31 protein-coding genes and 1 pseudogene are annotated in these 25,308 nt (G+C 42.1%); 22 read left to right on the top strand and 10 right to left on the bottom strand.

All coding sequences use genetic code 11. The features are described 5' to 3' along the window. Positions 1–106 precede the first annotated feature (106 nt). The 3 genes and pseudogenes from NOL38_RS03800 to NOL38_RS03790 all read left to right on the top strand — a co-directional run. Positions 107–676, top strand: a pseudogene (locus NOL38_RS03800) (amino acid ABC transporter permease); the annotation flags it as partial. 9 nt (positions 677–685) lie between these two features. Further along, positions 686–1,318 carry an amino acid ABC transporter ATP-binding protein gene (locus NOL38_RS03795; protein ID WP_009909533.1) on the top strand — a complete coding sequence of 211 codons (633 nt, stop codon included), beginning with the start codon at positions 686–688 and terminating at the stop codon, positions 1,316–1,318. Positions 1,319–1,344: 26 nt separating this feature from the next. Further along, a complete protein-coding gene (locus NOL38_RS03790) occupies positions 1,345–2,175 on the top strand; it encodes an amino acid ABC transporter substrate-binding protein (protein WP_024375821.1) in 831 nt (276 codons plus the stop codon). A gap of 74 nt (positions 2,176–2,249) precedes the next feature. Here NOL38_RS03790 and NOL38_RS03785 read toward each other — a convergent pair whose 3' ends face one another. The 3 genes from NOL38_RS03785 to NOL38_RS03775 are packed head-to-tail and all read right to left on the bottom strand — an operon-like array spanning position 2,250 to position 4,714. After that, positions 2,250–3,443, bottom strand: a complete 1,194-nt coding sequence (locus tag NOL38_RS03785) for a cation diffusion facilitator family transporter (RefSeq protein WP_044692588.1) — start codon at positions 3,441–3,443, stop codon at positions 2,250–2,252. Positions 3,444–3,499: 56 nt separating this feature from the next. Further along, positions 3,500–3,952: a threonine/serine exporter family protein gene (locus tag NOL38_RS03780; protein ID WP_002937711.1), complete on the bottom strand. Its 453-nt coding sequence runs from the start codon at positions 3,950–3,952 to the stop codon at positions 3,500–3,502. 3 nt (positions 3,953–3,955) lie between these two features. Beyond that, positions 3,956–4,714 (bottom strand): threonine/serine exporter family protein, encoded by a 759-nt coding sequence (locus NOL38_RS03775; RefSeq protein WP_044675040.1) that lies wholly within the window; start codon positions 4,712–4,714, stop codon positions 3,956–3,958. 161 nt (positions 4,715–4,875) lie between these two features. Here NOL38_RS03775 and NOL38_RS03770 point away from each other — a divergent pair, with 161 nt between their 5' ends. Continuing rightward, entirely contained in the window at positions 4,876–5,301 is a 426-nt protein-coding gene (locus tag NOL38_RS03770; RefSeq protein ID WP_014636005.1) for a MarR family winged helix-turn-helix transcriptional regulator, read from the top strand. Between the two features lie 19 nt (positions 5,302–5,320). Further along, positions 5,321–5,680: a DUF1304 domain-containing protein gene (locus tag NOL38_RS03765; protein ID WP_014637833.1), complete on the top strand. Its 360-nt coding sequence runs from the start codon at positions 5,321–5,323 to the stop codon at positions 5,678–5,680. A 35-nt stretch (positions 5,681–5,715) separates the two neighbouring features. Here NOL38_RS03765 and NOL38_RS03760 read toward each other — a convergent pair whose 3' ends face one another. From NOL38_RS03760 to NOL38_RS03745, 4 genes are read right to left on the bottom strand one after another with little or no spacing between them, the layout of a single operon-like run. After that, entirely contained in the window at positions 5,716–6,570 is an 855-nt protein-coding gene (locus NOL38_RS03760) for a DUF4097 family beta strand repeat-containing protein (protein WP_277941407.1), read from the bottom strand. Then, on the bottom strand, positions 6,557–7,135 hold the full coding sequence (locus NOL38_RS03755; protein ID WP_044692592.1) for a DUF1700 domain-containing protein: 579 nt from the start codon (positions 7,133–7,135) through the stop codon (positions 6,557–6,559). The genes NOL38_RS03760 and NOL38_RS03755 overlap by 14 nt, the downstream gene beginning before the upstream one ends. 11 nt (positions 7,136–7,146) lie before the next feature. Further along, on the bottom strand, positions 7,147–8,259 hold the full coding sequence (locus NOL38_RS03750) for a DUF4097 family beta strand repeat-containing protein (RefSeq protein WP_277941406.1): 1,113 nt from the start codon (positions 8,257–8,259) through the stop codon (positions 7,147–7,149). Continuing rightward, entirely contained in the window at positions 8,256–8,573 is a 318-nt protein-coding gene (locus NOL38_RS03745) for a PadR family transcriptional regulator (protein WP_024413738.1), read from the bottom strand. Before NOL38_RS03745 ends, NOL38_RS03750 begins: the two co-directional genes overlap by 4 nt. Before the next feature lie 130 nt (positions 8,574–8,703). On the opposite strand from NOL38_RS03745, the gene NOL38_RS03740 reads away from it, so the two are divergent. Further along, on the top strand, positions 8,704–9,618 hold the full coding sequence (locus NOL38_RS03740) for an AEC family transporter (RefSeq protein ID WP_277941405.1): 915 nt from the start codon (positions 8,704–8,706) through the stop codon (positions 9,616–9,618). Between the two features lie 35 nt (positions 9,619–9,653). On the opposite strand, the gene NOL38_RS03735 is transcribed toward NOL38_RS03740, so the two are convergent. From NOL38_RS03735 to NOL38_RS03725, 3 genes are all read right to left on the bottom strand, one after another. After that, entirely contained in the window at positions 9,654–10,052 is a 399-nt protein-coding gene (locus NOL38_RS03735; RefSeq protein WP_277941404.1) for a DUF5684 domain-containing protein, read from the bottom strand. Positions 10,053–10,171: 119 nt separating this feature from the next. Then, complete coding sequence (gene pepT, locus NOL38_RS03730) at positions 10,172–11,392, bottom strand: peptidase T (protein ID WP_248043492.1); 1,221 nt, start codon at positions 11,390–11,392, stop codon at positions 10,172–10,174. A 9-nt stretch (positions 11,393–11,401) separates the two neighbouring features. Beyond that, positions 11,402–12,217: a Cof-type HAD-IIB family hydrolase gene (locus NOL38_RS03725; protein WP_277941403.1), complete on the bottom strand. Its 816-nt coding sequence runs from the start codon at positions 12,215–12,217 to the stop codon at positions 11,402–11,404. Between the two features lie 187 nt (positions 12,218–12,404). On the opposite strand from NOL38_RS03725, the gene NOL38_RS03720 reads away from it, so the two are divergent. The 16 genes from NOL38_RS03720 to pstA all read left to right on the top strand — a co-directional run bounded on the left by NOL38_RS03720 (position 12,405) and on the right by pstA (position 25,294). Continuing rightward, positions 12,405–12,860, top strand: a complete 456-nt coding sequence (locus NOL38_RS03720; RefSeq protein WP_277941402.1) for a GNAT family N-acetyltransferase — start codon at positions 12,405–12,407, stop codon at positions 12,858–12,860. Positions 12,861–12,928: 68 nt separating this feature from the next. Then, positions 12,929–13,396 (top strand): SRPBCC family protein, encoded by a 468-nt coding sequence (locus tag NOL38_RS03715; protein ID WP_277941401.1) that lies wholly within the window; start codon positions 12,929–12,931, stop codon positions 13,394–13,396. A 337-nt stretch (positions 13,397–13,733) separates the two neighbouring features. Continuing rightward, a complete protein-coding gene (locus NOL38_RS03710; protein ID WP_277941400.1) occupies positions 13,734–14,987 on the top strand; it encodes a DUF2130 domain-containing protein in 1,254 nt (417 codons plus the stop codon). Between the two features lies 1 nt (position 14,988). Further along, positions 14,989–15,483: a GNAT family N-acetyltransferase gene (locus tag NOL38_RS03705; protein WP_277941399.1), complete on the top strand. Its 495-nt coding sequence runs from the start codon at positions 14,989–14,991 to the stop codon at positions 15,481–15,483. A gap of 12 nt (positions 15,484–15,495) precedes the next feature. Continuing rightward, positions 15,496–15,729 carry a DUF1858 domain-containing protein gene (locus tag NOL38_RS03700; protein WP_012027094.1) on the top strand — a complete coding sequence of 78 codons (234 nt, stop codon included), beginning with the start codon at positions 15,496–15,498 and terminating at the stop codon, positions 15,727–15,729. Next, positions 15,726–17,051 carry a DUF438 domain-containing protein gene (locus NOL38_RS03695; protein ID WP_277941398.1) on the top strand — a complete coding sequence of 442 codons (1,326 nt, stop codon included), beginning with the start codon at positions 15,726–15,728 and terminating at the stop codon, positions 17,049–17,051. Before NOL38_RS03700 ends, NOL38_RS03695 begins: the two co-directional genes overlap by 4 nt. Positions 17,052–17,103: 52 nt before the next feature. After that, positions 17,104–17,994: a tRNA pseudouridine(55) synthase TruB gene (gene truB, locus NOL38_RS03690; protein ID WP_277941410.1), complete on the top strand. Its 891-nt coding sequence runs from the start codon at positions 17,104–17,106 to the stop codon at positions 17,992–17,994. Between the two features lie 19 nt (positions 17,995–18,013). After that, on the top strand, positions 18,014–18,937 hold the full coding sequence (locus NOL38_RS03685) for a bifunctional riboflavin kinase/FAD synthetase (protein WP_277941397.1): 924 nt from the start codon (positions 18,014–18,016) through the stop codon (positions 18,935–18,937). Further along, a complete protein-coding gene (locus NOL38_RS03680; RefSeq protein ID WP_277941396.1) occupies positions 18,930–19,667 on the top strand; it encodes a potassium channel family protein in 738 nt (245 codons plus the stop codon). The genes NOL38_RS03685 and NOL38_RS03680 overlap by 8 nt, the downstream gene beginning before the upstream one ends. 73 nt (positions 19,668–19,740) lie before the next feature. Then, positions 19,741–20,142, top strand: coding sequence for a Spx/MgsR family RNA polymerase-binding regulatory protein (locus NOL38_RS03675; protein WP_277941395.1), 402 nt, complete (start codon positions 19,741–19,743; stop codon positions 20,140–20,142). Between the two features lie 20 nt (positions 20,143–20,162). Beyond that, complete coding sequence (locus NOL38_RS03670) at positions 20,163–20,441, top strand: UPF0223 family protein (protein ID WP_105117949.1); 279 nt, start codon at positions 20,163–20,165, stop codon at positions 20,439–20,441. After that, positions 20,431–21,189 carry an inositol monophosphatase family protein gene (locus NOL38_RS03665; RefSeq protein WP_277941394.1) on the top strand — a complete coding sequence of 253 codons (759 nt, stop codon included), beginning with the start codon at positions 20,431–20,433 and terminating at the stop codon, positions 21,187–21,189. The genes NOL38_RS03670 and NOL38_RS03665 overlap by 11 nt, the downstream gene beginning before the upstream one ends. Continuing rightward, a complete protein-coding gene (locus NOL38_RS03660; RefSeq protein WP_277941393.1) occupies positions 21,189–22,490 on the top strand; it encodes an RsmF rRNA methyltransferase first C-terminal domain-containing protein in 1,302 nt (433 codons plus the stop codon). The genes NOL38_RS03665 and NOL38_RS03660 overlap by 1 nt, the downstream gene beginning before the upstream one ends. Before the next feature lie 137 nt (positions 22,491–22,627). Continuing rightward, the gene (locus NOL38_RS03655) at positions 22,628–23,497 is read left to right on the top strand and encodes a phosphate ABC transporter substrate-binding protein PstS family protein (protein WP_277941392.1); all 870 of its coding nucleotides are present in this window, start codon (positions 22,628–22,630) and stop codon (positions 23,495–23,497) included. Between the two features lie 2 nt (positions 23,498–23,499). Further along, a complete protein-coding gene (gene pstC, locus NOL38_RS03650; RefSeq protein ID WP_105114826.1) occupies positions 23,500–24,417 on the top strand; it encodes a phosphate ABC transporter permease subunit PstC in 918 nt (305 codons plus the stop codon). Beyond that, on the top strand, positions 24,407–25,294 hold the full coding sequence (gene pstA / locus NOL38_RS03645; RefSeq protein ID WP_105114825.1) for a phosphate ABC transporter permease PstA: 888 nt from the start codon (positions 24,407–24,409) through the stop codon (positions 25,292–25,294). Before pstC ends, pstA begins: the two co-directional genes overlap by 11 nt. Positions 25,295–25,308: the final 14 nt, after the last annotated feature.

Here is a 25,308-nt window from a genome sequence, read left to right as displayed (position 1 = left end):
TCGGGTTTTCGGTCTGTACTGAAATCAAGGTATTATTGGGAATCCCAGCTTAAATCATAGATACCGTAAGGGATTTTATTCTTTATTTAAAACTTTGCAACAGAACCTATTGATATTATCCTTGCCGTTAGGAGCTGTTTTCGCTTTTTTAATGCAGATTAAATTTAAACCCTTACAATGGTTACTGCATTTCTATGTATTAATTATGCGAGGAACCCCCTTGCTTTTACAATTAATTTTTGTTTATTACGTCTTACCAAGTGTGGGTATTACATTTGATCGAATGCCTGCTGTGATTCTGGCCTTTACGCTCAACTATGCGGCCTATTTCTCTGAAATTTTCCGTGGTGGTATTGAAGCTATTCCAAAAGGTCAGTACGAAGCTGCTAAGGTATTGAAATTTACCCCTGTTCAGACCATTCGCTACATTGTCTTACCACAGGTTGTGAAAATTGTTCTGCCAAGTGTTTTCAATGAAGTCATGACTTTGGTAAAGGATACTTCTTTGGTCTATGCACTTGGGGTTAGCGATTTGTTGTTGGCTAGTCGTACTGCGGCCAATCGTGATGCCAGCTTGGCACCTATGTTTATCGCAGGTGCAATATACCTATTGATGATCGGTGCGGTAACACTGATTTCTAAACAAGTAGAAAAGAAATTTGATTATTATAGATAGGAGGAAGTCATGTTAGAGTTACGCAATTTGTCAAAACGCTTTGAAGATAAACAGATTTTCTCCAACTATGATTTGGTCATTCCAGAAGGGAAAATTGTTGCCATCGTTGGTCAATCTGGCGGTGGTAAGACAACTCTTTTACGGATGTTGGCTGGTTTAGAGACTATTGATTCAGGAACTTTGATGTATAATGGTCAAGAACTGCCATTAGAGGAGTTGGGAAAACGACATTTGCTGGGCTTTGTCTTCCAGGACTTCCAGCTTTTCCCGCACCTATCTGTATTGGAAAACTTGGTTCTCTCTCCTATGAAAACGCAAAATATGTCGCGTTCAGAGGCGGAAGACAAGGCCCTTAAACTCTTGGATACTCTTGGACTTGCTAACCATGCAACTGCCTACCCATTTTCATTATCGGGCGGACAGAAACAACGTGTGGCCTTGGCGCGTGCGATGATGATTGATCCTGAGATTATCGGCTATGATGAACCAACTTCGGCCCTAGACCCTGAATTAAGAAAAGAAGTTGAGAAACTGATTCTTGAAAATAGGGCTACTGGAATCACGCAAATTGTGGTCACCCATGATATGCAGTTTGCTGAGAATATCGCAGATGAAATCATCAAAATTGAACCGAAACACTAAGAAAAGGAACAAATATGATGATGAATATTAAAAAAATGATGCTTGGAGCTCTTGCTCTTGTAACTTCTTTAACTCTTGCTGCTTGTGGCTCCAATGATTCGGCTACTAAGTCTGATAATTGGACAGCCTACGAGTCTGAAAAATCGGTTACGATTGGCTTTGATAAGACCTTTGTCCCAATGGGATTTGAACAGACAGATGGTTCTTACACAGGTTTCGATATTGACTTGGCTAATGCAGTCTTTGAAAAATATGGAATTACTGTAAAATGGCAACCAATTGACTGGGACTTGAAAGAAACTGAATTGAATAACGGGAATATTGATTTGATTTGGAATGGTTATTCTATTACAGATGAGCGTAAGGAAAAAGTTCTTTTCACAAATCCCTATATGGATAACCAACAAGTTCTTGTAACTAAAAAATCTTCCAATATTAGCCAAGTATCTGATATGAAGGATAAGATTTTAGGTGCACAAGCAGGTTCATCTGGCTATTCAGTATTTGAATCACAACCAGCTATTTTGAAAGATATTGTTCAAAATAACGATGCAAGTCAGTATGCGACCTTCAATGAAGCCTTGATTGACTTGAAAAACGATCGTATTGATGGCCTTTTGATTGACCGTGTGTATGCAAATTATTACTTGCAACAAGAGGGAATTATCTCAGATTACAACATCATTGATGCAGGTTTTGAAAATGAAGCCTTCGCAGTCGGTGCTCGTAAATCAGATACGACACTCGTAGAAAACATTAATAAGGCGTTTGCTGAATTATATAAAGAAGGTAAATTCCAAGAAATCTCCCAAAAATGGTTTGGTGAGGATGTTGCAACCGATGCAGTAAAAAACTAATAATATAAGAAAAAGAGCCATGTGCTCTTTTTTTAAAACCAAAATTTAAGGTAAAGGAAAAGCCAGTCATTCGACTAGGCTTGTTTCTTTGAAATCTGGTGGAAAATAACAGTCCAATTTTCATGACGGCGCCAAAGTGACGTATGAACATAATCAGCAATTTCAAACGTAACTAATTTTGATTTTTGGCTAATGGAGGTCATTTGGTAATTGGATAAATACGTAGTTTGGATGGGGTGGTCGGCAAGCATCTGAGTTTTATTTCGATAGCGGCCTTTGGCATCAATTAAGAGATACTGGTCGTCAATCAATTCTTCATACCCATTAGCATGTGCTTGTATCTCTGTTTCAAAACGGAAGAGTTTGTCGTACACATGCTCATACATCTCATCGTGTGGAATTTCAGATGGTTCTACGTGAATATCCACATCAAAAACTCCATGTTTGAGTGTTAGGAGTTGCTCAACCTGCTCAGTCACTTCATGACTTTCATAAACGGATAAGTCTGGATTCATTTCTAAAACAACATCAAGGTAGATATTGGCTCCATAAGTCCGACCACGTTGTGATTTGACAGAAACGATTTTTGGGAGTTTGAGAATATCTTCCTCGTACTTTTTCAATAAGTTTTCATCAAATCCATCGGATAGGGTAAAGAAGCTTTCCATAAAAATATCGTAGGCTGTTTTTAGGATAAAGAAGGTAATGATGATGGCTGCAATTTTATCGACAATAGGGAAGTTGAATGCCGCAGCAAAGATCGCGATAGAAGTTCCTATGGAAGTGACTGCATCGGATAGATTATCCTTGGCAGCTGCTTCTAAGGCCTTGGAACGTACTTTTTTTGCCAAGCGGTTATTATATAAATAAACAGCTAACATAACTAGTGCAGAAAAAATTCCGACAATGGCCCCCATAATGTCTACTTCGATAGAAGAATTGCTGATTAGTTTTTGGAGGGTATCATAGAGTACTTGGAAACCAACGACAAACATGATGAAGGATGTAATCAAGCTTGCCAAGTCTTCCATTTTCCAGTGTCCAAATTTATGATCGGTATCAGCTGGTTTCTGTGCCATTTTTAGTCCAACAAGTACAGCGATATTACCGATAATATCAGAAATATTATTGAAGGCATCTGCTCGTAAGGCATCTGAATGAAAGAGCTGTCCTGCAACGAGTTTGATACCTGATAAGACAATATAGGCACCGATAGATAGCAAGGCACCACGTTCAGCAAGTTTTAGATTGGTTACGTTTTGGTTCATAGCATCTCCTTTGATAAGTTTTCATTTTAACAAAAAGGCCCCTTATTTTCAAGGGGTTAGGCTGCTTTTTTGCCGGTTCGAAGAACCTTATAAAGGCGTAATAATATTGTTCCGCTGGCCATACCGATGGGAATGACTAAGGCTAAAGTTAAGACGGTAGTGATATTGGTTAGGGCTTGAGCGTGGTCCCCAGAAACGAAATAAGTCGTGGTCATGTAGGCTCGATAGCCTGGAACAAGTGGTGCAAGTATAGCCAATGAAAAGATGACGGAGGGTGTTTTTAACCAAATACTCATGATTTGACTGACACAGGATCCGATAATTGCCGCGAAAAAGGTAGCAATCAAGACATTTGTTGGTTCCAATAGTAAAAGATAAATAAGCCAAACAAGCATGCCTAGGAGTCCACCAGGGACCAGCATTTTTCTTTGAACATTGAGAACAATTAAGAAGGCTGCAATAGCGATATAAGAGGCGAGTGCCTGTAATAAGAAGTGAACTGGTGTCATAGATTACCTCACAAGCATAAAGGCCACAGTTGTACCTGCACCGAGCGATAAGATAATAAGCGCAGTTTGGAAAAATTTGGTCATCCCTGTATTGATATGATTGGTCATGAGGTCTCTTACAGCATTTGTAAAAGCAATCCCTGGTACAAAAGGCATGACTGCCCCCGCATTAATCAGGTTAGGATTAATGGGGAGAGTAGTGGTTGCGCTTAATAAATAAGAGGTGAGTGAGAAGACAAAGGCGCCAACGAAGGTGGTGACAAAATCAATTCCAATATAGCGCTCGACAATTAGTGAGATAGGGAAAGCTAAAGCTGTTGCGAGGACAGCACCTGCTGCATCTAAAAGAGAACCTCCGAACATGATGGTAAAAAAAGGTGCGGCTACTACGGCAGCCAAGGTTATTTGGATATTGTTATAAGGTGGCTTTTGTAGTTTGATTGCATTTAATTGGCTCCAAGCTTCTTCTAGGCTGATTTCTTCATTGGCTAGGGAACGGGAGATTTGGTTGACGTCACAAACTTTCTGCATATCGTAATTTGAATTGACAATGCGTTTCATACGCGAAATATTCGTATGGTCGATGGAGAAAAAGATAGCAGCAGGGATGGCAAGGACATTGGCCTGTTCAATTCCTTGTGAATGTGCAATCCGAATCATGGTATCTTCAACTCGGTGAATTTCTGCACCGCTTTGTGCCAAAATCGCACCAGCGAGCATGAGCACGTCTATGACCAAGTTTAGTCTAGGAGTGTTTTCCATAAGTAAGTCCCATCCCTCTGCTAGTTATTTTCTTAATTATAACAAAATATAGGTGTAGGCAACATATTTTTTTAATAGATAGGCAAAATAGTTGAAAATTGTTCGGATTGTAGTATAATTGACTTATCAATGATTGATTAATCAATCAAAAGAGGTAGATAATGCAAGAAATGGAAGATTTGTTATACAGATTGAAAGTGGCAGATGAGACGATTTCCAATCTTTTTGAAAAGCAGTTGGGAATCAGTTTGACACGCTATTCAATATTGCAAACATTACTAAAAGATGCACCCCTGCATCAGTTGGCTTTGCAGGAGCGGCTTCAGATAGACCGCGCAGCGGTTACGCGTCATCTCAAATTGTTGGAAGTGAGCGGCTATATTATTCGCAAGCGAAATCCTGACAATCAGAGAGAAGTACTTGTCTGGCCAACTGAGCAGGCTAGAGAAGCGCTAATCACGAATCCTTCTGCCCACCACCAAGCTATCAAAACTTCGATGAATCAGATTCTAACTGTTGAGGAGAGCGAGCAATTCCTAGCCACTCTTGATAAACTATTGATTGGCTTGCAAAATCTACCTATATAATTTTTTGAGAGGAGACATTATGTCTATTTTTACCACTATTCTAGCTAGTATCGTAGCTATTGAGCACCTATATATCATGTATTTGGAAACCTTTGCGACCCATTCAGACTCTACTAGTCGTGTATTCAATATGGAGAAGGAAGAATTACAACGTAAGTCTGTGACTGCCTTGTTCAAGAATCAAGGAATTTATAATGGCTTGTTGGCGGTTTTCTTGTTCTACGGTATTTTTACTGGTAATTTAGAAATTACAAGCATTTTTGTTCTATATGTTATTGCTGCAGCAGCTTATGGTGCTATTACAGCAAGTCCAAAAATCATCTTAACCCAAGGTGGACCAGCTATCTTGGCCTTGATTTCTATTTTGTTGTTTAAATAAGTTAAAAAGCCTTCCGTGAGGAGGGCTTTTTGCAATTACTGAATATTCAGTTCTCCATCTAGTGTAGAGATATAGAGGTAATTAGTGGCTTGGGGATTGGAATAGGTTGGAAGGTCAATTCCCAGATTATTTTGACTGGCATCTATATGGATGTCAGTTTTTGTTTTGGAATGAAGAGAAATGTCGATTGAACCACCGTAATTACTGATACTATGTCTTCCTTCTAGTTTTAGGTTTTCAGCTTTAAAATCCCCATCCTCAATCGTTAAGCTACTGCCAACAGTATCGGAAATGTCTTTCGGACTTATTAATGTGGAATGATTGATTGCTACTTCTCCATTGAGGTGTGACAAATGAGCAAAGCTGAGTTGACTGTTTTCAATCAACATATCCCCATCTTCTACAGTGAGTTCAAGATTTTGAATAGTTACTTTATCCAGATAAAGGTCTCCTTGAAGGTTGCCTGAGAGTGTTTCGATTGTGCTATTTTTAGGGACCTGTAAGACAGGTTGGTAGTAGGCAACATTCTGGTCATTGACAAGATTTAAGATAGGTTCGAGTAAACCATCATAAGTAACGATGCCTTGATAGGCACTAGAAATGGTTAATTTTCCATCTTGGACTTGGTGGCTGAGGAGGTCGATGTCTTTATGCTGATTTCGATAGTAGTGGAGGTGGAATTGGTTGTCAGGCGAGGGCATAATGGACAGTTTTTCATTGACCTCTATAGAACGAATATCCGTAAAGCTTGCCGTTTGGGGCTGAAAATAGTTTTCTGCAACAGTTTTCATATTTGTCCAACCACCAGCAAAGTAGCCGATGAGGCTGAGAATGGTCCCCATGGTTAACAGGCCCAGACTGATTTTCGTAAATGGTTTAAGCTGTTTCATAATAGCCTCCTTTGCGAATCTTTTTTTGTACCCAATGTAAAACAAGCAAGAAGGTTTTGTTTCCAAGGTCTAGAGTGAATTTACTACCCAATAGAGTGAAGGCCAAGCAGATGAGGGCCAGGCCTGTGAAGAGGAGGGAGGTAGACCATGATAGTGTGAAGAGGTCAAAGGCGAGGAGTAGCTGGGCGATTGCCAGACTGAGGAGGACAATCCAGAGTGAGATAAGGAGCAGAAAGAGGCTAAAGATGATTAGGAGAAGGGTGATGAAGAGGGCGACCAAGGTGATTGCTAGGGGGACGCCGATTGGGGCGGCAAGGATAGAGAGGATGGTCAGCCAGACCATATTGCGGGTATTTGGCTTATCCTCAGTCTTCTCTTTATCATAGAGATTGGCTAGGATTTCATGGGCTGCTTCTTTTGGACTGCCTAGCTCTTGAATAGCTTGCTCATCGTTTTCCTTTTCGTCAAAATATTCATTGAAATAGTCCAAGGTATCTTGAAAATCTTCTTTTGATAGGTTTTTGAGATATTTCTCGAGATTCTGTAAATATTCCTTGCGATTCATGGAAACCTCCTTTATCCAACACTAAGCTGGCAGTCTTGACAATGAATAACTAGCTGAGCAGGGCTATTTTCTTGCTTGTAGCTGAGATGAGTAATGTCACCCTCTTTCATCATTGTAAACGCCTTATCCTTTGGAAGTTTAAGGCTAGAATCTTCCTCCCAGATGTCCAAACTGATGTCTGTACTTGGTTTATAGGTTAAGACAGAATCTTCAGCCTGGCAGTTAAGGCTCTTTTCAAGGACAAAATCCTTCAACTTCCAGACACAGTCTTCTAATGTTATCCTTGCATCTGAAAGGCTCATGCTTGAGAGAGTGATAACAGCATCGCTGGCTTCCAATTTTAACTCGCTCAGCTGTCCATCTGAGATAGTTAGTGTAGAGTCTTCTAACCGTAGAGCAGAGCTTGGGCAGCTCACTTTCGTCATGCTGATACTGCTATCTTTTGCATTAACGACCATCTGATCGCATACTTGCACGTCCACTATTGTTAGACTGCTATCTGTTGTTTTCAGATTGAGACTAGTAAGGGGCAGGAGTTTTTTAGGGATTTTGAGAATAGCAGAGCTGGTTTGATTGTTTGAGAAGTAGAGGTGATTAGGGGTAGGCTTGCTAGATATGTACAAACTATCTTGGACTAGTTGATAGTCAAAAGCCTGGTAGCTACCATCTTCTGAAATAGGATTGTGCAATAAGACAGCTTCTCCGTCGTAACTTTGAACACTAAGGGCCTGATCTTCGAGCGAAATCTGTAGATTTGAAAACTCAGGTAATTCTTCGATTTTCGCCGTCAATTTAATTCTTTCCCTAGCTTGATAGGCTGAATGTTTGAAATTGTTGAAAAAATTCTCCCAGTCAAATTGAAAATCAAAATCAAAGTTGAAATCAAATGGTTTAGATGAATGTGGACTTGCTTGGTCTTTCTCGGTGATTAGGGCATCTTCAGGTAGATTGGCAATGATTTCTTTTGCTGCTTCATCAGGTGTTCCTAGCTCTATAATAGCTTCCTCGTCGTTATCCTTTTCGTCAAAGTATTCATTGAAGTAGTCTAAAGCCTCCTGTCTGGCACTTGGATGAAGTTGAAATAATGCTTGTTCCAGTTGGTTCAAATAATCTGCGCGTGTCATTTTCGTAAGCTCCCTTCTATAATTCCGTCAATATGGTCTTTGTAGCTATTCCATTCACCTTGCAGGAAGGGGAGGTGTTCACGTCCAGCAGGGGTGATGGTATAGTATTTGCGCTTTCTCCCTTGAAATTCTCGGGTGTAGGTGGTGACATAGCCAGCCTTTTCCAATTTTTTCAAAATAGGGTAGAGTGTGGATTCCTTTATATCAGCAACTATCTTGATGGTTTGACTGATTTCATAGCCGTAGGAATCCTGCTTTTCCACGATGGCTAATACCAGAAATTCTATCAAGATAGAGGATACGGGGTAGTACATAAACTCACCTCTTTATCTTTATGTAATTATTTTATATATAAATTATATACCTATTGTTTAGCAAAATCAAGCAATTATATAAAATTTTTATATATCATCAAAATTCTTTTCTATATGCTATACTAGTTTCATGAATGAACTTGAATTATTAGCCCGTGCTCTCGGTTTTATCTTTGTTATCGGTTTAGGTTATACATTAAAAGTCAAAGGGATTGTTAGAAGGGAAGATGCAAGAATCTTTTCTAGCTTAGTGATGAATGTTACGCTACCAGCTTCTCTCCTTGTAGCTTCAGCGACAGCCCAAGTATCTATAGATTTATACGTTCCCTTCATATTAGGGATTCTTTGTAATCTTTTTTTGGATATGGTGGGATACTGGGAAGCAAAGAAGTCTGGTCAACAGACTTCCGTCGGTCTTATGCAGTTATCAGGCTATAATATCGGAACCTTTACACTCCCATTTGTGCAAGCTTTTTTTCCGCTATCTAGTCTCATAAGCGTCATCGTATTTGATGCGGGGAATGCAATCATGGTTCTAGGTGGGAATTACAGTATCGCAGCTGGTGTGGATGAAGAGCAGGAAAGAATGACCGTTGCAACTTTTATAAAGAATCTTTCACGCTCAGTTCCACTAGTAGTCTATCTAGTTAGCCTATCGTTAGCAGTCTGCTCTATCAAACTTCCACGCGAACTTATCTCTGCGCTGACGATAGCCAGTAACGCCAATCCTTTTTTAGCCATGCTCATGTTGGGAATCTTGCTTGATTTAAAATTGAATTGGCAAGAAATTAGTCGATTGGTCTATCTTCTCTCTTTGAGGCTGGGTGCGAATATTCTAATAGCAGGAGTCATTTATTTTCTTCTACCTATTGATAAAACGATGAAAATCATGTTGCTGATCTGTCTAGTCTCTCCGATTTCAGTCATGTCCCCAATTTATGCATTAAAGTTAGGGAGTCGCTCAGCTGAACCTGCCAATGTTAACTCCTTATCTATTTTGGTCAGCCTAGTCATGATGGTTCTTCTTATTTTTCTATTCGTTTAAAAAAGCCTCCGCGTGTGCGGGGGCTTGATTGTACATTAATCAATAAAGAATTCTTGTGGACCTTGGTAACGACTTCCATCATTAAAGGCGATGTAGAGGTTAAAGATAGGTGTAAGAAGAACATAGAAGATAGCTTGTACAGCTGATAAACCGAAGCTACGACCAAAATTGTAAACGAGATAGATGCCATATAATGGTCCTGCTAGTGGAATCAGTAAGAATAGAATGAACCATCTTTTTTCATAGCCAAAGGCGATACATTGTTGGACGTATAGGTTGTAGAAAGGAATGAGAGATTTCCAACCAGCATAGCCAGCTTTTTTAAAGAGGATGAAGTTGGAAATAGTTACGAGGACATACCAAATGAGTGAAAAAATCATACCGGCTCCCCAAAGCCCAACTAAAATACCTTGTGCAAATGTTTCTTCTGTCATAATAAAACTCCATTTCTTTTTGATGGTTCTATTATAACAGTATTATTTAAATAATACAATAGTTATGTTGGACAATTTTCAAAAAAAGTAGATTTTTTCAGAAAACCTACTTTTCTTTCTTATTTGTAAGCTACAATACCTAAAATCACATCAACAGCTTTTTCCATGGTTTGCAGGCTGACGAACTCGAAGCGGCCGTGCATGTTTTCACCACCAGCGAAGATGTTTGGCGTTGGAATGCCCATGAAGGAAATCTTAGAGCCGTCTGTTCCTCCGCGGACAGGCTCAATTAGTGGCTTGATAGCCAGATTTTCCATGACCTCTTTTGCGATGTTGATTGGGGTCATGTCTTTTTCGATGATTTTCTTCATGTTGTAGTACTGGTCATGCAGGTTGACGATGACACGTGGCGTATCAAAATTGGCATTCATCTTTTCAGCAATGTCCAGCATAAGTTGCTTGCGGGCAAGGAAATCCTCTTCCTCAAAGTCACGGATGATGTAGGTGGTAGTAGCAGTATCAACACTACCTTCCATGTTCATCAAGTGGAAGAAACCTTCGTAACCTTCAGTTTTTTCAGGACGGTCTGCTTCAGGAAGAGCATTGTGGAAATCAATAGCCATCTGGAAGGCGTTAATCATCTGGTCTTTGGCAGAACCAGGGTGAACATTGCGTCCAAGGAAGTCAATTTTGGCACCTGCTGCTGAGAAGGTTTCGTACTGGAGTTCGCCAAGAGGTCCACCGTCCATGGTGTAGGCAAAGTCCACATCAAAGTCTTCCACATCAAACTTGTCTGCACCGACACCGATTTCTTCGTCAGGACCAAAACCGACACGGATTTCGCAATGTTTGATGTCGGGATTTTGGACTAGGTACTCGATAGCCGTCATGATTTCTGCAATTCCGGACTTGTCATCAGAACCTAGCAAGGTCGTACCATCTGTGGTAATCAGGGTTTGCCCGTGATAGTTGGCCAGTTGTGGGAAGTCTTTTGGATGCAATTCATAGCCAGAAGTTCCCAAAGCAATTGGATTGCCGTCGTAGTTTTCGATGATTTGCGGATTGACACCTTCTGCGTTGAAATCAGCCGTATCCATATGGGCGATGAAGCCAATCTTACGGGTCAAACTCGGGTCGTTGGCAGGGAGTGTTCCCACTGCAAAACCATTTGGCAGGTAGTGGACATTCTGTAAGCCGATGCGTTTCATTTCAGGCAGAAGGATATTCTGTGCGAACTCAACTTGGTTTTGAGTAGAAGGTGTGGTGGTTGAGTGCTCGTCTGAACGGGTGTTTTCTTTTACATAGACTAAAAAGCGGTCTAAGAGTGTTGGGTATTTCATAATATCTCCTTATTTGTTCAAAATATGTTTTTCAATGGCCTTGGCAACGCCGTTGTTCTCATTGGTGTCTGTGATGTCTTGGGCGATAGCCTTGACCTGCTCGTTGGCGTTGCCCATGGCAATTCCCAAACCAGCAAATTCAATCATTTCAAGGTCGTTGTTGGCATCTCCCATTGCCATGATTTCCTCAGGTAAAATACCCAGGCGGTCTGCCAATTTTTTTAAACCAGAGGCCTTGCTGGCACCATTTGGCAGGATTTCTAAAAGATAGTCTTGTGAACGAACGGTGGAATAGTGTTGACTGAGTACAGAGTTATGTTGGTTTTCAAAGATATCGATATGCTCTTTTTCACCGACAAACATAGCTTCAAAGAAGCGGTGTTTACCAGACGTTGCCTCGTCCAAGTCAATTGGCTGCGGTGTCATACCGACTAAACTAGCATCCAAGTTCACTCGGTCATTGGCTTTTTCCGCAAGAACGAAATAGTCTTCCTCATCGAAGAGGGAAATTTGCACATCATCATTTTCAGTAAATCCAGCAAGATAGCGGACATCCTCAGCGGATAGCTCTTCCCAGTCAATCAGGGCCCAATCCTTTGTCGAATGCGTTGAACAACCATTATTGACAATAATAAATTCTTCCTCGGTGTCAAAGCCGAGTTGCTCTACAAAGGGCTTAACGCCAACCAAGGGCCGTCCTGTACAGAGAACAATTTTGACCCCAGCCTCAACAGCTTGATGAATAGCATCAATCTGTGGCTGTTTCAACTCTTTTTGCTCATTCAAGAGCGTTCCGTCCATATCAAGGGCGATAAGTTTAATCATATATTCCTCCTTGTTTCCAATACATCTAGTATAGCACAAATCGGGAGAGGACGGATTGAAATACTAAAAGAAATGCTATAAAATAGAAAGGGGGCGATTGAGATGAAAGTATTAAAAAATAGAATTGCTGTAGAAAAAATGAATCAAGGGGAGGTTATCAGAAACTAATCTCCCAAAAGGAGTAAAAATGAAGATTGTAACTGTATCGACTGCCGCTGATAAAGCAAGGATTATCGAGGAGGTGTTGGCGGACTTGCCAGAATGGTTTGGTTTGCCTGAGAGTACCAAAGAGTATATCAAAGACGGTTCTGCCTTGCCGTTGTGGGCTGCCTATGATGCTGATGAAGCTGTTGGTTTTGTGACCCTGACTAATTCTTCGGAGGCTTGCGGAGATGTTCATTGTATGGGCATCAAGAAAGCCTATCATCGCCAGGGAATTGGGCGTTTGCTCATGCAAGCCTTGGAGGAAGAGGCTCGGAAGGACTATGCCTACTTGCAAGTCAAGACAGTGGATGAAGGGCATTATAAGGAATACGACCAGACCATTGCTTTTTATAAATCCTGCGGTTTTGTCAAGTTAGAGGTATTTCCGACCCTCTGGGATGAATGGAATCCCTGCTTGCTGATGATTAAAAAATTATAGACAATGGAGAACATCGGTTATAGACCGGTGTTTTTTGGTATAATAGAAGGATAGAATAGGAGCATGATATGAAGATTAGTGTGAAGAAAGAGGCAGAGAAATATCTGCTCAACATTTGCTATTCTGTTCCAGCTAATTTGGCGGAGGCATGGGATTTGTTGGCGACGGATAGCGGTTTTGCCCGCTGGTTTCCTCAGTTGAGGGTCGAAGGTGACAAGTTGATATTTGAAATGGAAGACTTCCGTGAAACCATGGACTTGCTGGCCTATCAACCACAGGAAAAAATTGCTTACACTTGGGACACTGCCAAAGTTTCTTTCGGCTTGAGCCAGCAGGAACAAGGAACGTTGATTGTCTTTGAGGAAGAAATCCCAGTTGATTTTGGCAATGAATTTGCGGATGCCGAAAAAGATATGACAGGTTGGCTGGTGCAGAATGAATGTATCAAAAACCTCTTAGCAGGTCAGGACCTGCCTGCACGTCAACCATTAAAGGAAAAATGGTTGGCTTTCTTAGAAAAGGAATTGAAGTTGTAGAAAATGAGGTGCATCAAATGAAGAGATGGTGGGCTCAAATACGAGAAGAATATTATGAAACACGGTACAATTCAGGTGAGGATTGGTTAGAGTGGTTCATAAAAAGAAAAATGACCTGGGGCTGGCGGTGGTTTCTAGTCGTGGCTATTTGTGTCCTATATCGACTGTTTTGGCTAGAACCACGAAATATTTTTCGCTTCTTCTATTTTATTTTTGTCCTTGGACTTGTATATGGTTGTTATAATTTGATAAGGTTGATACGCAGGAAGTGAAACAACGAGTAAGCGACATTATTGTTTGCACACGTGATATATGAATGTAATTGAAAGGAAAAATTATGCACAATATTACTTGCCCTCATTGCGCTACCGTTTTTACGGTCAATGAAACAGAATACAGTCAACTTTTGGCCCAGGTGCGTGGTGCGGAGTTTGATAAGGAAATCCACGACCGCTTGGAGCGGGAACGGGAATTATTGTCCCAGAAGGCTGAAAATGATTTACAGGCCAAACTGGGTGACAAGGACAAGGAAATTCTTGATCTGACTGCACGCTTGGACAAGTTGGCTAGTCAGACAGAATTTGAAATCAGCTCTGCTATTTCCAAAAAAGACCAAGAAATCCAAGAACTCAAGGCTCAATTGGGGCAAGTCGAGCTAGCCAAGGACTTGGAGTTGCAGCAGGCGGTGGCTCAGGTGGAGAAGGAGCGTGACGCGGCTCAGAATGCTTTGGCTATGCAGGAGCAGAAGCAGGAATTGGCTCTGGCGACCACCCGTCAGGAGTACGAGGTGCGGCTCAAGGCGGCGGATGAGCAGGTGGAATTTTACAAGAATTTCAAGGCCCAGCAATCGACCAAGGCGATCGGTGAGAGTTTGGAGCTCTATGCTGAGGCGGAGTTCAATAAGGTGCGGCAGTTGGCCTTTCCCAATGCCTACTTTGAGAAGGATAATCAGGTGTCGGCGCGTGGGTCCAAGGGCGACTATATCTATCGGGAACTGGACGAGAATGGGGTGGAAATCATCTCCATTATGTTTGAGATGAAGAACGAGGCGGACGATACGGTCAAGAAGCACAAGAACGAGGACTTTTTCAAGGAACTGGATAAGGACCGTCGAGAGAAGGACTGCGAGTATGCTGTTTTGGTGACCATGTTGGAGGCGGACAACGACTACTACAACACGGGTATCGTGGATGTCAGCCACAAGTACGAGAAGATGTACGTGGTCCGTCCCCAGTTCTTTATTCAGTTGATAGGGCTTTTGCGAAATGCTGCGCTCAACAGTTTGAAGTACAAGCAGGAGTTGGCCTTGGTCAGAGAACAGCATATCGATATTACCCATTTTGAAGAAGATTTGGCGACCTTCAAAACAGCCTTTGCCAAGAACTACCAGTCAGCCAGCACCAATTTCCAAAAGGCTATTGATGAAATCGACAAGGCAATCAAGCGAATGGAGGCTGTCAAAGCAGCCCTAACTACCAGCGAAAACCAGCTGCGACTGGCTAACAACAAGCTGGAAGATGTCTCCGTCAAAAAACTGACCCGCAATAACCCTACGATGAAGGCGAAGTTTGAGGCCTTGAGGGAGGAGTGAGATGATTGTTCCGTTACAATTTGAGCATATACTTCAACTTGATGAGGCCTTCCAGAAGCAAGGTTGGCCCTCCCGCAAAGAGATTTTAACCAACTATCTGAGGGAACAAGAAAAGGGAGAACGTATCGTTCTAGTTGCTGAAGAAACGGGAGTTTGTAAAGGTTATATCACCTTGATAAAGCAAGTGAAGGAGGGGCCGTTTTACCAATCTGGAATACCTGAAATTGCTGATTTCAATGTTTTTGAAGACTTTCAAAATCAGGGGATAGGTTGGCAATTATTAGATGCTATCTGTCAGCTTACCTCAGAATTCACGGATATAGTAGGTATTGGAGTTGGTTTGAATGCAAATTATGGCAAGGCTCAACGGCTCTATGTAAAATATGGTTTCATACCAGACGGAAGCGGTGTCTGGTACCGAGGGAGCTCTTTGCCAGTAGGTGCCAAAGCCCATAACGATGATGAATTGGCCTTGTATTTTACAAAAAAATTATAGAGGAAAAGTAAAATGAACACCATCGACCTAAATCTGCCTGTTGCAGAGATTATCAACCAGCACCCAGAAGTCAAGGACATTCTGGTAGAGCTTGGTTTCAAGCCCTTGGCAAATCCAGCCATGCTGAACACAGTTGGTAAGGTAACAAGTCTGAAGACAGGCTCCAAGATGACCAAAATTCCACTAGACCGTATTCAACAGGTCTTGGAATGTAACGGTTACGAAGTGATTGGAGGAGAAGCATGACAGACCAACGGATTGACATTTTGAAGAATATTCTCTTGGACCTGCACAATGGTGCCAGCCCAGAGTCTGTTCAAGAGCAGTTTAATCAGCATTTCACGGGAGTTTCTGCCCTTGAAATCTCCATGATGGAGCATGAACTCATGTCCAGCGACACGGGTATCACTTTTGAAGATGTCATGAGCCTTTGCAATATCCACGCTAACCTCTTCAAAGGAGCTATTGCGGATGTGGAAGTGGCGGATATGGATCGGGAAGGGCACCCAGTCTATGTCTTCAAGCAGGAAAACCTGGCCCTGCGGGCAGCTCTCTTACGCATTCGCCGTATCATTGACCAGTATGAACAGACAGAGGATGCGGAGCTGAAAGACCAGCTCCTGCAAGGTTTGACATGCCAGTTTGGCCTCCTCGGTCAGTTTGAAAACCACTACACTCGCAAGGAAAAAGTCTTCTTTCCGATTATGGAGCGGTACGGTCATGATGCACCGCCCAAGGTCATGTGGGGTGTGGACGACGAGATTCGCGATCTCTTCAAGACGGCCCGTAAAACCCTTGCAACAGGCGACCTAGCTGAGACACGCGCTCACTTTGAAAACTTCGCCAAGGAGTTCGAGGAGATGATTTTCAAGGAAGAGGCCATACTTCTCATGATTCTATTGGAGACATTCACTCAGGATGACTGGCTCCAAGTGGCAGAGGACAGCGACGCTTACGGCTACGCCATTGTTAAGCCGACAGCTAAGTGGGTGCCTCATCGGGAGGTTTTTGGAGAAATAGCAGAGCAGGCAACAGATAGCATTTCTCCGCAGCCAGCAGGACCAAATCAGCAGATTATTGACACGCCAGAAGGCCAGTTTACCATTACCTTCACACCCAAGAAACAGTCGGAAACTGTTCAGGATAGAACTAGTCCGCAGGCCTTTGGTAATGGTTACTTGTCTGTCGAGCAGGCCAATCTCATACTCAATCATTTACCGTTGGAATTAACCTTTGTCAACAAGGATGACATTTTCCAATATTACAATGACAGCCACCCTGTCGAAGACATGATTTTCAAACGAACACCAAGCCAGATTGGACGCCATGTGGAGCTCTGCCATCCTCCCAAAATAGTGGACAAGGTCAAGAAGATTTTTGAACTGCTCCGCACAGGGCAAAAAGACCAGGTGACCATGTGGTTTAAGTCCGACAGCATGGGCAAGTTTATCTATGTGGTCTATAAGGCAGTGCGTGATAACCAAGGAGAGTTTCAAGGCGTATTGGAGTATGTTCAGGATATTCAACCATTTTTTGAGATTGGTAGCGATTTTCATCGGGATATCTAAATCGTATCGGACCGCCCACAAGAGCGGTCCTTTGTGTTATAATGAGAACATGATTTCAGGAATTATTAATGTAAAAAAAGAGGCCGGCATGACCTCGCACGATGTTGTTTTTAAGCTCCGCAAGATTTTGCAGGAGAAGAAGATTGGCCACGGTGGGACCTTGGATCCAGATGTGACAGGTGTTCTGCCCATCGCAGTCGGCAAGGCTACGCGCATGATTGAGTATATGCAGGAAGAGGGCAAGATTTACGAGGGGGAGATTACCATTGGTTACTCTACCACGACAGAAGATGCTTCTGGTGAGATTGTTGAGCAGACACCGGTTTTGGACATAGCAGAGCAGGCAGTTGATGAGGCCATGGCTAGCTTTGTAGGGACCATTACCCAAATTCCACCCATGTACTCTGCCGTCAAAGTAAATGGCCGCAAACTCTACGAATACGCACGGGCTGGCGAAGAAGTCGAACGTCCTCAACGCCAAATTGACATATACAGTTTTGAGCGAACCAGCCCGATTGAGTTAGCAGATGACTGTGCCCGTTTTACCTTTCGAGTTCGCTGTGGCAAGGGAACCTATGTCCGTACCCTGTCTGTTGACTTGGGAGCTACACTAGGCTACGCTAGCCATATGTCCAAGCTGGAGCGGACAGGATCCGCAGGCATGAGCTTGGCTGATGCCCTGACAATCGAAGAGATCGCTGATAAGGTGTCGCAAGAAGATTATTCTTTCCTTCGTCCAATTGAACAAGGAATTGGTGATTTGCCTATTGTTGATTTGACGATTGAGCAAGTTATTGATGCCAGATTTGGTCGTTTTATAAGCTTAGATAGTCAGGCGAATTTGTTGGCAGGTTTTCATAAGGAGAAACTGGTGGCTATCCTAGAAAAACGTGACCAAGTCTATAAGCCTCGGAAGGTTTTTCTTGAAGAAGTTTTAGCCTAGTTGTGATAAAATAAACACTATGAAGATTAGAACGATTAAAAATTATCAAGAACTCCATCAGGAAGAGCCGACTGTTTTGGTATTAGGTTATTTTGATGGCATTCATATGGGGCACAAGGCACTCTTGGACCGAGCTAGGAAGGTGGCGGATGAAAAGGGTTTGTCGGTGACCGTACTGACCTTTCCAGAGTCCCCTCGCCTAGCCTTTGCTCGTTTTGCTCCAGAGCTCTTGCTTCATTTGACCAGTCAAGAGGAACGCTATCGCCTCCTAGAAACATACGGTGTGGACCAGCTGGTTTTGACCAACTTTACCAGTGAATTTGCCACCAATACTCCTCAGCAGTTTTTGGAGCGCTATATTAAAGGTCTCAATGCCCAGATTTTGGTCGCAGGTTTCGATTATCATTTCGGAAATTGCAGAGCAGATGTGACAGACTTGACAGAGTTATTTGATGGTCAGGTAGAAATTGTAAGTGAAGTGAGCCTGGGCGGAGAGAAAGTTTCTTCAACTCGCATTCGTCAGGCTATCCAGTCAGGGGATGTCTCTCTAGCTAATCAACTTTTAGGTTATCCATTTATGACAGAAGGTATTGTGGTGCATGGAGATGCCAGAGGCCGCACAATCGGATATCCAACAGCAAATCTCGCTCCATTTGACCGTGTCCATTTACCATCTGAGGGAGTCTACGTCGCTGATGTCGAAGTAGATGGAAAACGCTATCGAGCTATGACAAGCGTTGGGAAAAATGTGACCTTTGACGGAACCGAAATGCGGATTGAAGCCCATATTTTTGGGTTTGACCGCTTTATCTACGGAGAAAAAATAACTATTTTTTGGCTTGAAAAAATTCGAGATATGGTCAAATTTGATGGGATTGAAGGTTTGATGGAGCAGATGAAATCTGATGAGGAATTTGCCTTGCAATGGGGGAAATATGCTTAAACGATTGATTCGTCATCCTTTTTATGAGAAGGCTATGACCTACATAGCTGTAGTCTATGTATTTCTTATCGTACTTGAATTGATGGATGCTAGTATTGCTAATTCTAGTGGGTATCGGGTACTAGACTTGCTCTTATGGTTTGTTTTTGTCTGCGATTATTTTGCTCAGCTTTATTATGCGGATGACATACTTGAATATGTACAGGGCCATATCTTGGAATTAATTGCCATTATTCCATTTGATTCATTCTTCAGTTTTCTTCGCTTGGGAAGACTTGCACGACTCTTCAGATTGGTCAAAGTAACGAGAATATTTGCCCTGTCTAATCGATTCTGGGATACAATCAACAAGCTTTTGCATACCAACAGTTTATCCAAAGTGTTGATGTTAAATATCTCAGCGGTGCTAGTTGCAAGTGTCTTATTATCAGTGATTGAAGGGAAATCATTCTTCGATGCACTTTGGTGGTCCATTGTAACGATGACAACCGTGGGTTATGGGGATATTGTTCCCCAAGATACCATTTCAAAAGTAATTGCCATCCTCTTGATGTTGGTTGGTATTTGTACTTTTGGTATGGTTACCTCCACGATAACTCGTTTTTTCTCTGAAACAGAGCGTGAAACGAAGTTGGATACCTTGATGGCAAAAATTGATGAACAAAATGAAATATTGCTACGCTTAGAGAAAAAAATAGAATCTTTGGAAAAATTACAGGGAAGAGATTAGATTTACTATTGAAAACTCTTTTAAGTTAGAGTATAATATGAGAAGAAAAATGTTTTTAGAGGGGATGGAAGACATGATTACTTTATTTTTGTCACCGAGTTGTACCAGTTGTCGTAAAGCTCGTGCTTGGCTGACAAGTCACGAAGTCCCTTTTATTGAGCACAATATTATGACTAGCCCTCTAACTGCTGAGGAATTGAAGAACATTTTAGCATTGACAGAAAATGGGACAGATGACTTGATTTCTACTCGTTCCAAGGTTTTTCAAAAGCTGAATGTTGATGTAGATGAGTTGTCCATTAAGCAGTTGATAGAGCTGATTGAGCTTTACCCAAGTCTTTTGCGCCGTCCCATTATTTTGGACGAGAAACGGATGCAGATCGGTTTCAATGAAGATGAAATTCGTGCATTCTTACCACGCAAATACCGCAAGCAAGAACTAAAAAATGCTACATTGAGGGCAGAAATCGGATAAGAAAGATAGATTTAGAAGATATGAACAAAAATTATTCATATCCACTTGATTTTTCGTGGAGCACAGAGGAGATTTCCTCCGTGCTTTCTTTTTTAAATCAGGTGGAGGCAGCCTATGAAAAAGGTGCGGATGCAAGTGCTATCCTTACCAGCTATAAAGAATTTAAGGATGTTGTAAAGAGTAAGGGGCAGGAGCGCCAGATTGATCGCGAATTTGAAGAAGTATCTGGCTATTCTACCTATCAAGTTATCAAGGCTGCTAAGGAGAAAGGGAAAGGGGTTGTCCGTCTTGGAAACTAAGTATCGCTTAGCCCAATCGCTTGTTTTGGCTGCAGGGGATTTCATACGTCAGCATTTAGATGATCGATTGGAAATTGAAGAAAAGGCTAGTGCCAGGGATTTGGTGACCCACTTGGACAAGGAAGTTCAAGATTACCTTACTAATAAACTTAAAACAAATTATCCCAATGACTTCATTTTTGGTGAAGAAGGTGGCGACGTCAGTTCTATTTCACAGGGAAATGTATGGGTCGTCGATCCGATTGATGGAACCAGCAATTTTATTGCACAGAAGAATGACTTTGCCATTATGGTCGCCTATTTTGAAAACGGAGTTGGACAGTTTGGTCTGATTTATGATGTGATACAGGACAAGTTGTTTCACGGAGGTGGAAACTTTCTAGTATGCTGCAACGAAGAGCCATTAAAGCAACAGACATTTGCTCCCCTCCAGCAAAGTCTGATGGGATTGAATGCTCAACTCTACGCAGCCAACCAATATGGCTTGGCTGACCTAGCAAATCAGACTTTAGGCACACGTTCAGTTGGCAGTGCAGGTATTGGTTTCACCCATGTTTTAGAAGGAAGGTTATTTGCCTATTCTTCCTATTTGTATCCATGGGATTATGCTGCAGCTAGTATCTTAGGTCAAGGATTGGGATTTAGTTTGCTGAGTTTGGAAGCAGAAGTTCCCTCATTTGATAAGAGAGAGCATGTTGTCCTCGTTGCCAATCAGCACTTAGAAGAAGTGAAGAGGTATTTATTTTAATGCAATTACCACAGGATTTTATTGATAAATATAGTGATTTGCTTGGTCCAGAAGCCCAAGCATTTTTTGAGAGTTTTGATGAGCCAGCTATTTCAGGTTTTCGGACAAATCCCTTGAAGGAACATCAAGTCACTTTTGACCAACCAATTCCAGATGTGCCTTGGTCTTACTATGGTAAAGTTTCAGGCAAATCGCCAGAACACGTGACTGGTTTGGTCTATTCACAAGAACCAGCTGCCCAAGTAGTAGGACAGGTTGCTAGTCCTGAAAAGGGCATGAAGGTCTTGGATCTGGCTGCTGCACCGGGTGGAAAATCAACCCACCTGCTTTCTTATCTGGACAATACCGGACTGTTAGTGAGTAATGAAATTTCAAGCAAACGGGCAAAAATATTGGCTGAAAACATTGAACGCTTTGGGGCAAGAAATGTAGTCGTGACCAATGAGTCCGCCGACCGCTTGGCAAAGGTTTTTCCAGCTTATTTTGACATGATTGTCTTAGATGCCCCTTGTTCCGGGGAAGGGATGTTCAGAAAGGATCCTGCTGCTATTCAGTACTGGTCAAAAGATTATCCAGCTCAATGTGCCAGCCTGCAGAGAGAGATTTTAGAATTTGCCTTGGATATGTTAGCGCCAGGTGGAAAATTGATTTACTCGACCTGTACTTGGTCACCAGAGGAAAATGAAGAAATCGTAGCTTGGCTATTGGAGAATTTTGAGTTAGAGTTGGTTGATATTCCCAAAATCAATGGCATGGCAGAAGGGATTGGCTACCCACAAACGGCTCGCATGTACCCCCATCATTTTGCAGGAGAGGGGCAGTTTGTAGCTAAATTCAAATTCTTAGGAGAAACTAAGCAGAAAAAACTGAAGCCAGGAAAATCAAACTTAAATAGAGAGCAACAAGCTCTCTGGAAAGAATTTGAGCAGAAGCATTTAACTGTTCAATTGACCGGTCTGTTACAGGTTTTTGGAGAGAATCTCTATCTCTTGCCTGATGGATTGCCAGATTTGTCTAAAGTTAAGATTGCACGGAATGGACTTCATTTAGGCACTTTCAAGAAAAAACGCTTTGAACCCAGTTTCGCCTTGGGTCTGGCGCTTCACAGTTCAGAAGTCAAGCATAGAGTAGACATCAGTTCAGATGACTTTGTAGCATATGTGGCTGGACAGACTGTTGCAGTTTCTAAGGCCCTACCTAATGGTTGGTATCAGGTTGCAGTTCAGGGAAATGGTCTAGGATTTGCGAAAATTGTTTCTGGTACCCTTAAAAATGCCTTTCCTAAGGGCTTGAGATTTTAGTTGAATTAAGCAGATTTTTTTTGCAACTTGTCTTTTTATATGATATAGTGGATGAGTGGAAATAACTTGTAAATTCCTTGTAAAATACAAGGAAATCATAAGGAGATTCCACTGAAAAATGTAAAGGAAAAAACGAAATGAAAAAAAAGCAGAAGCTTGGAATTGCAGCTTTGTTTCTTTTGAGTAGTGTAGCTCTTTCAGGTTGTTCCTCATGGATTGATCGCGGAGAGTCTATCACTGCAGTAGGTTCTACAGCTCTTCAGCCGTTGGTTGAAGCGGCGGCAGACGAATTCGGTAGTGTCAATATCGGTAAGTCTATCAATGTTCAAGGTGGTGGTTCAGGTACTGGTTTGTCACAGGTCCAGTCTGGAGCAGTTCAGATTGGTAACTCGGACGTGTTCGCGGAAGAGAAGGACGGTATCGATGCTAGCAAGCTAGTAGACCATCAGGTTGCCGTGGCTGGTCTAGCTGTTATTGTCAATGAAAAGGTGACAGTTGGGGATATTACCACAGAAGATCTTCGTAAGATTTTCACAGGTGAAATTACAAACTGGAAAGAGCTTGGTGGTAAGGATCTGGAGATTTCAATCATCAACCGTGCAGCAAGTTCTGGTTCTCGTGCGACATTTGATAGTATCATTATGGATGGGCAAACAGCCGCTCAGAGTCAAGAACAAGACTCAAACGGTATGGTTAAGTCTATTGTAGCTCAAACACCAGGTGCTATTTCTTACTTGTCATTTGCTTATCTGGATGATTCTGTAAAAACAATTAAGCTGAATGGCGCGGAACCAACAGCTGAAAACGTAGCAACCAATGCTTGGCCAATTTGGTCATACGAGCACATGTATACCAAGGGAGCGCCTACTGAATTGACAGAAGAGTTTCTAACCTACATGATGTCTGATGAAGTTCAAAATGGTATCGTTGAAAGTATGGGCTATATTTCTATTCATGATATGCAGGTTGAAAAGAGTGCTGATGGCACGGTGACTGAGAAGGAGTAAGCATGAAAAACGAACAATTAGCAAAAGAATTATCTTCTCCGTCTAAAAATTCCCGTTTGGAGAAATTTGGTAAGGTTATTACTTTCCTCTGCCTGTCATTGATTGTCTTTATCGTTGCCATGATTTTGATTTTCGTTGCGCAACGTGGCTTGTCTACCTTCTTTGTAGACGGTGTTAGCATTGTTGATTTCCTATTTGGTAGCAAGTGGGAACCAAGTTCTAAAATCTTTGGTGCCTTGCCGATGATTTCAGGCTCTTTCATCGTGACGATTTTGTCTGCCATTGTAGCAACGCCAATCGCTATCGGAGCAGCAGTCTTTATGACGGAAATCTCACCAAAGCGTGGTGCTAAAATCTTGCAACCGGTTATCGAGCTTTTGGTCGGTATCCCATCCGTTGTATATGGTTTCATTGGCTTGCAAGTGGTTGTGCCATTCGTGCGTTCTATCTTCGGTGGTACTGGTTTTGGTATCTTGTCAGGTGTATTTGTACTCTTTGTCATGATTTTACCTACAGTGACCTTTATGACAGTGGATAGCTTGCGTGCAGTGCCTCGTCACTATCGTGAAGCAAGTTTGGCTATGGGGGCAACTCGCTGGCAAACCATCTGGCGTGTTATCTTGAATGCTGCCAAGCCAGGAATTTTTACAGCAGTTATCTTCGGTATGGCTCGTGCCTTCGGTGAAGCCTTGGCTATTCAGATGGTGGTTGGTAACTCAGCAGTGATTCCAACTTCATTGACAACGCCAGCAGCGACTTTGACTTCTGTTTTGACCATGGGTATCGGTAATACGGTTATGGGAACAGTTCAAAACAACGTTCTCTGGTCATTGGCCCTTGTCTTGCTCTTGATGAGCCTTATCTTTAACATGATTATGAAATTTATTACGAGAGAGGGTAAGAAAAACTATGCACGCTAAAAAATTCGATAAATTGGCGACTGGTATTCTTTACTCCATCGCTACGGTGATTGTTGTCATCTTGACATCACTCATTCTCTACATCTTGCTCCGTGGCTTGCCACATGTTAACTGGCATTTCTTGACCAGCAAATCATCCTCTTATAAAGCTGGTGGTGGTATCGGTATTCAGCTCTACAACTCATTCTTCTTATTGGTTGTGACGCTCTTGATTTCTGTGCCCTTGTCAACAGGGGCAGGGATTTACTTGGCAGAATATGCTAAAAAAGGTCCTTTGACAAACTTCATTCGTACCTGTATTGAAATCTTGTCATCCCTACCATCCGTTGTCGTTGGTTTGTTTGGTTACTTGATTTTCGTTGTTCAGTTTGAGTATGGATTCTCTATCTTGTCAGGTGCCTTGGCCCTTACGGTCTTTAACTTGCCACAGATGACACGTAACGTAGAAGATAGTCTTCGCCACGTTCACCATACGCAACGTGAGGCTGGTTTGGCTCTTGGTCTTTCACGTTGGGAAACTGTTCTTCATGTTGTTATTCCAGAAGCACTTCCAGGGATTGTCACAGGTATCGTCTTGGCATCTGGTCGTATCTTTGGTGAAGCAGCGGCCCTTATCTATACAGCAGGTCAATCAGCACCAGCACTTGATTGGTCAAACTGGAATCCATTAAGTGTTACCAGTCCGATTTCTATCTTCCGTCAATCAGAAACCCTTGCGGTTCATATTTGGAAGGTAAACAGTGAAGGTACAATTCCAGATGCAACCCAAGTTTCTGCTGGTTCAGCAGCAATCCTCTTGGTCTTCATCTTGATTTTCAACCTTTCTGCCCGTTATATCGGTAAGAAACTTCATGCGAAAATGACTTCAGCAGCTTAGAAGTCTGACTATTA

This window comes from Streptococcus suis (genome assembly GCF_029616525.1).
GTDB classification, from domain to species: Bacteria; Bacillota; Bacilli; order Lactobacillales; family Streptococcaceae; genus Streptococcus; species Streptococcus suis_AF.
This window is presented reverse-complemented; position numbering and strand designations above follow the sequence as displayed.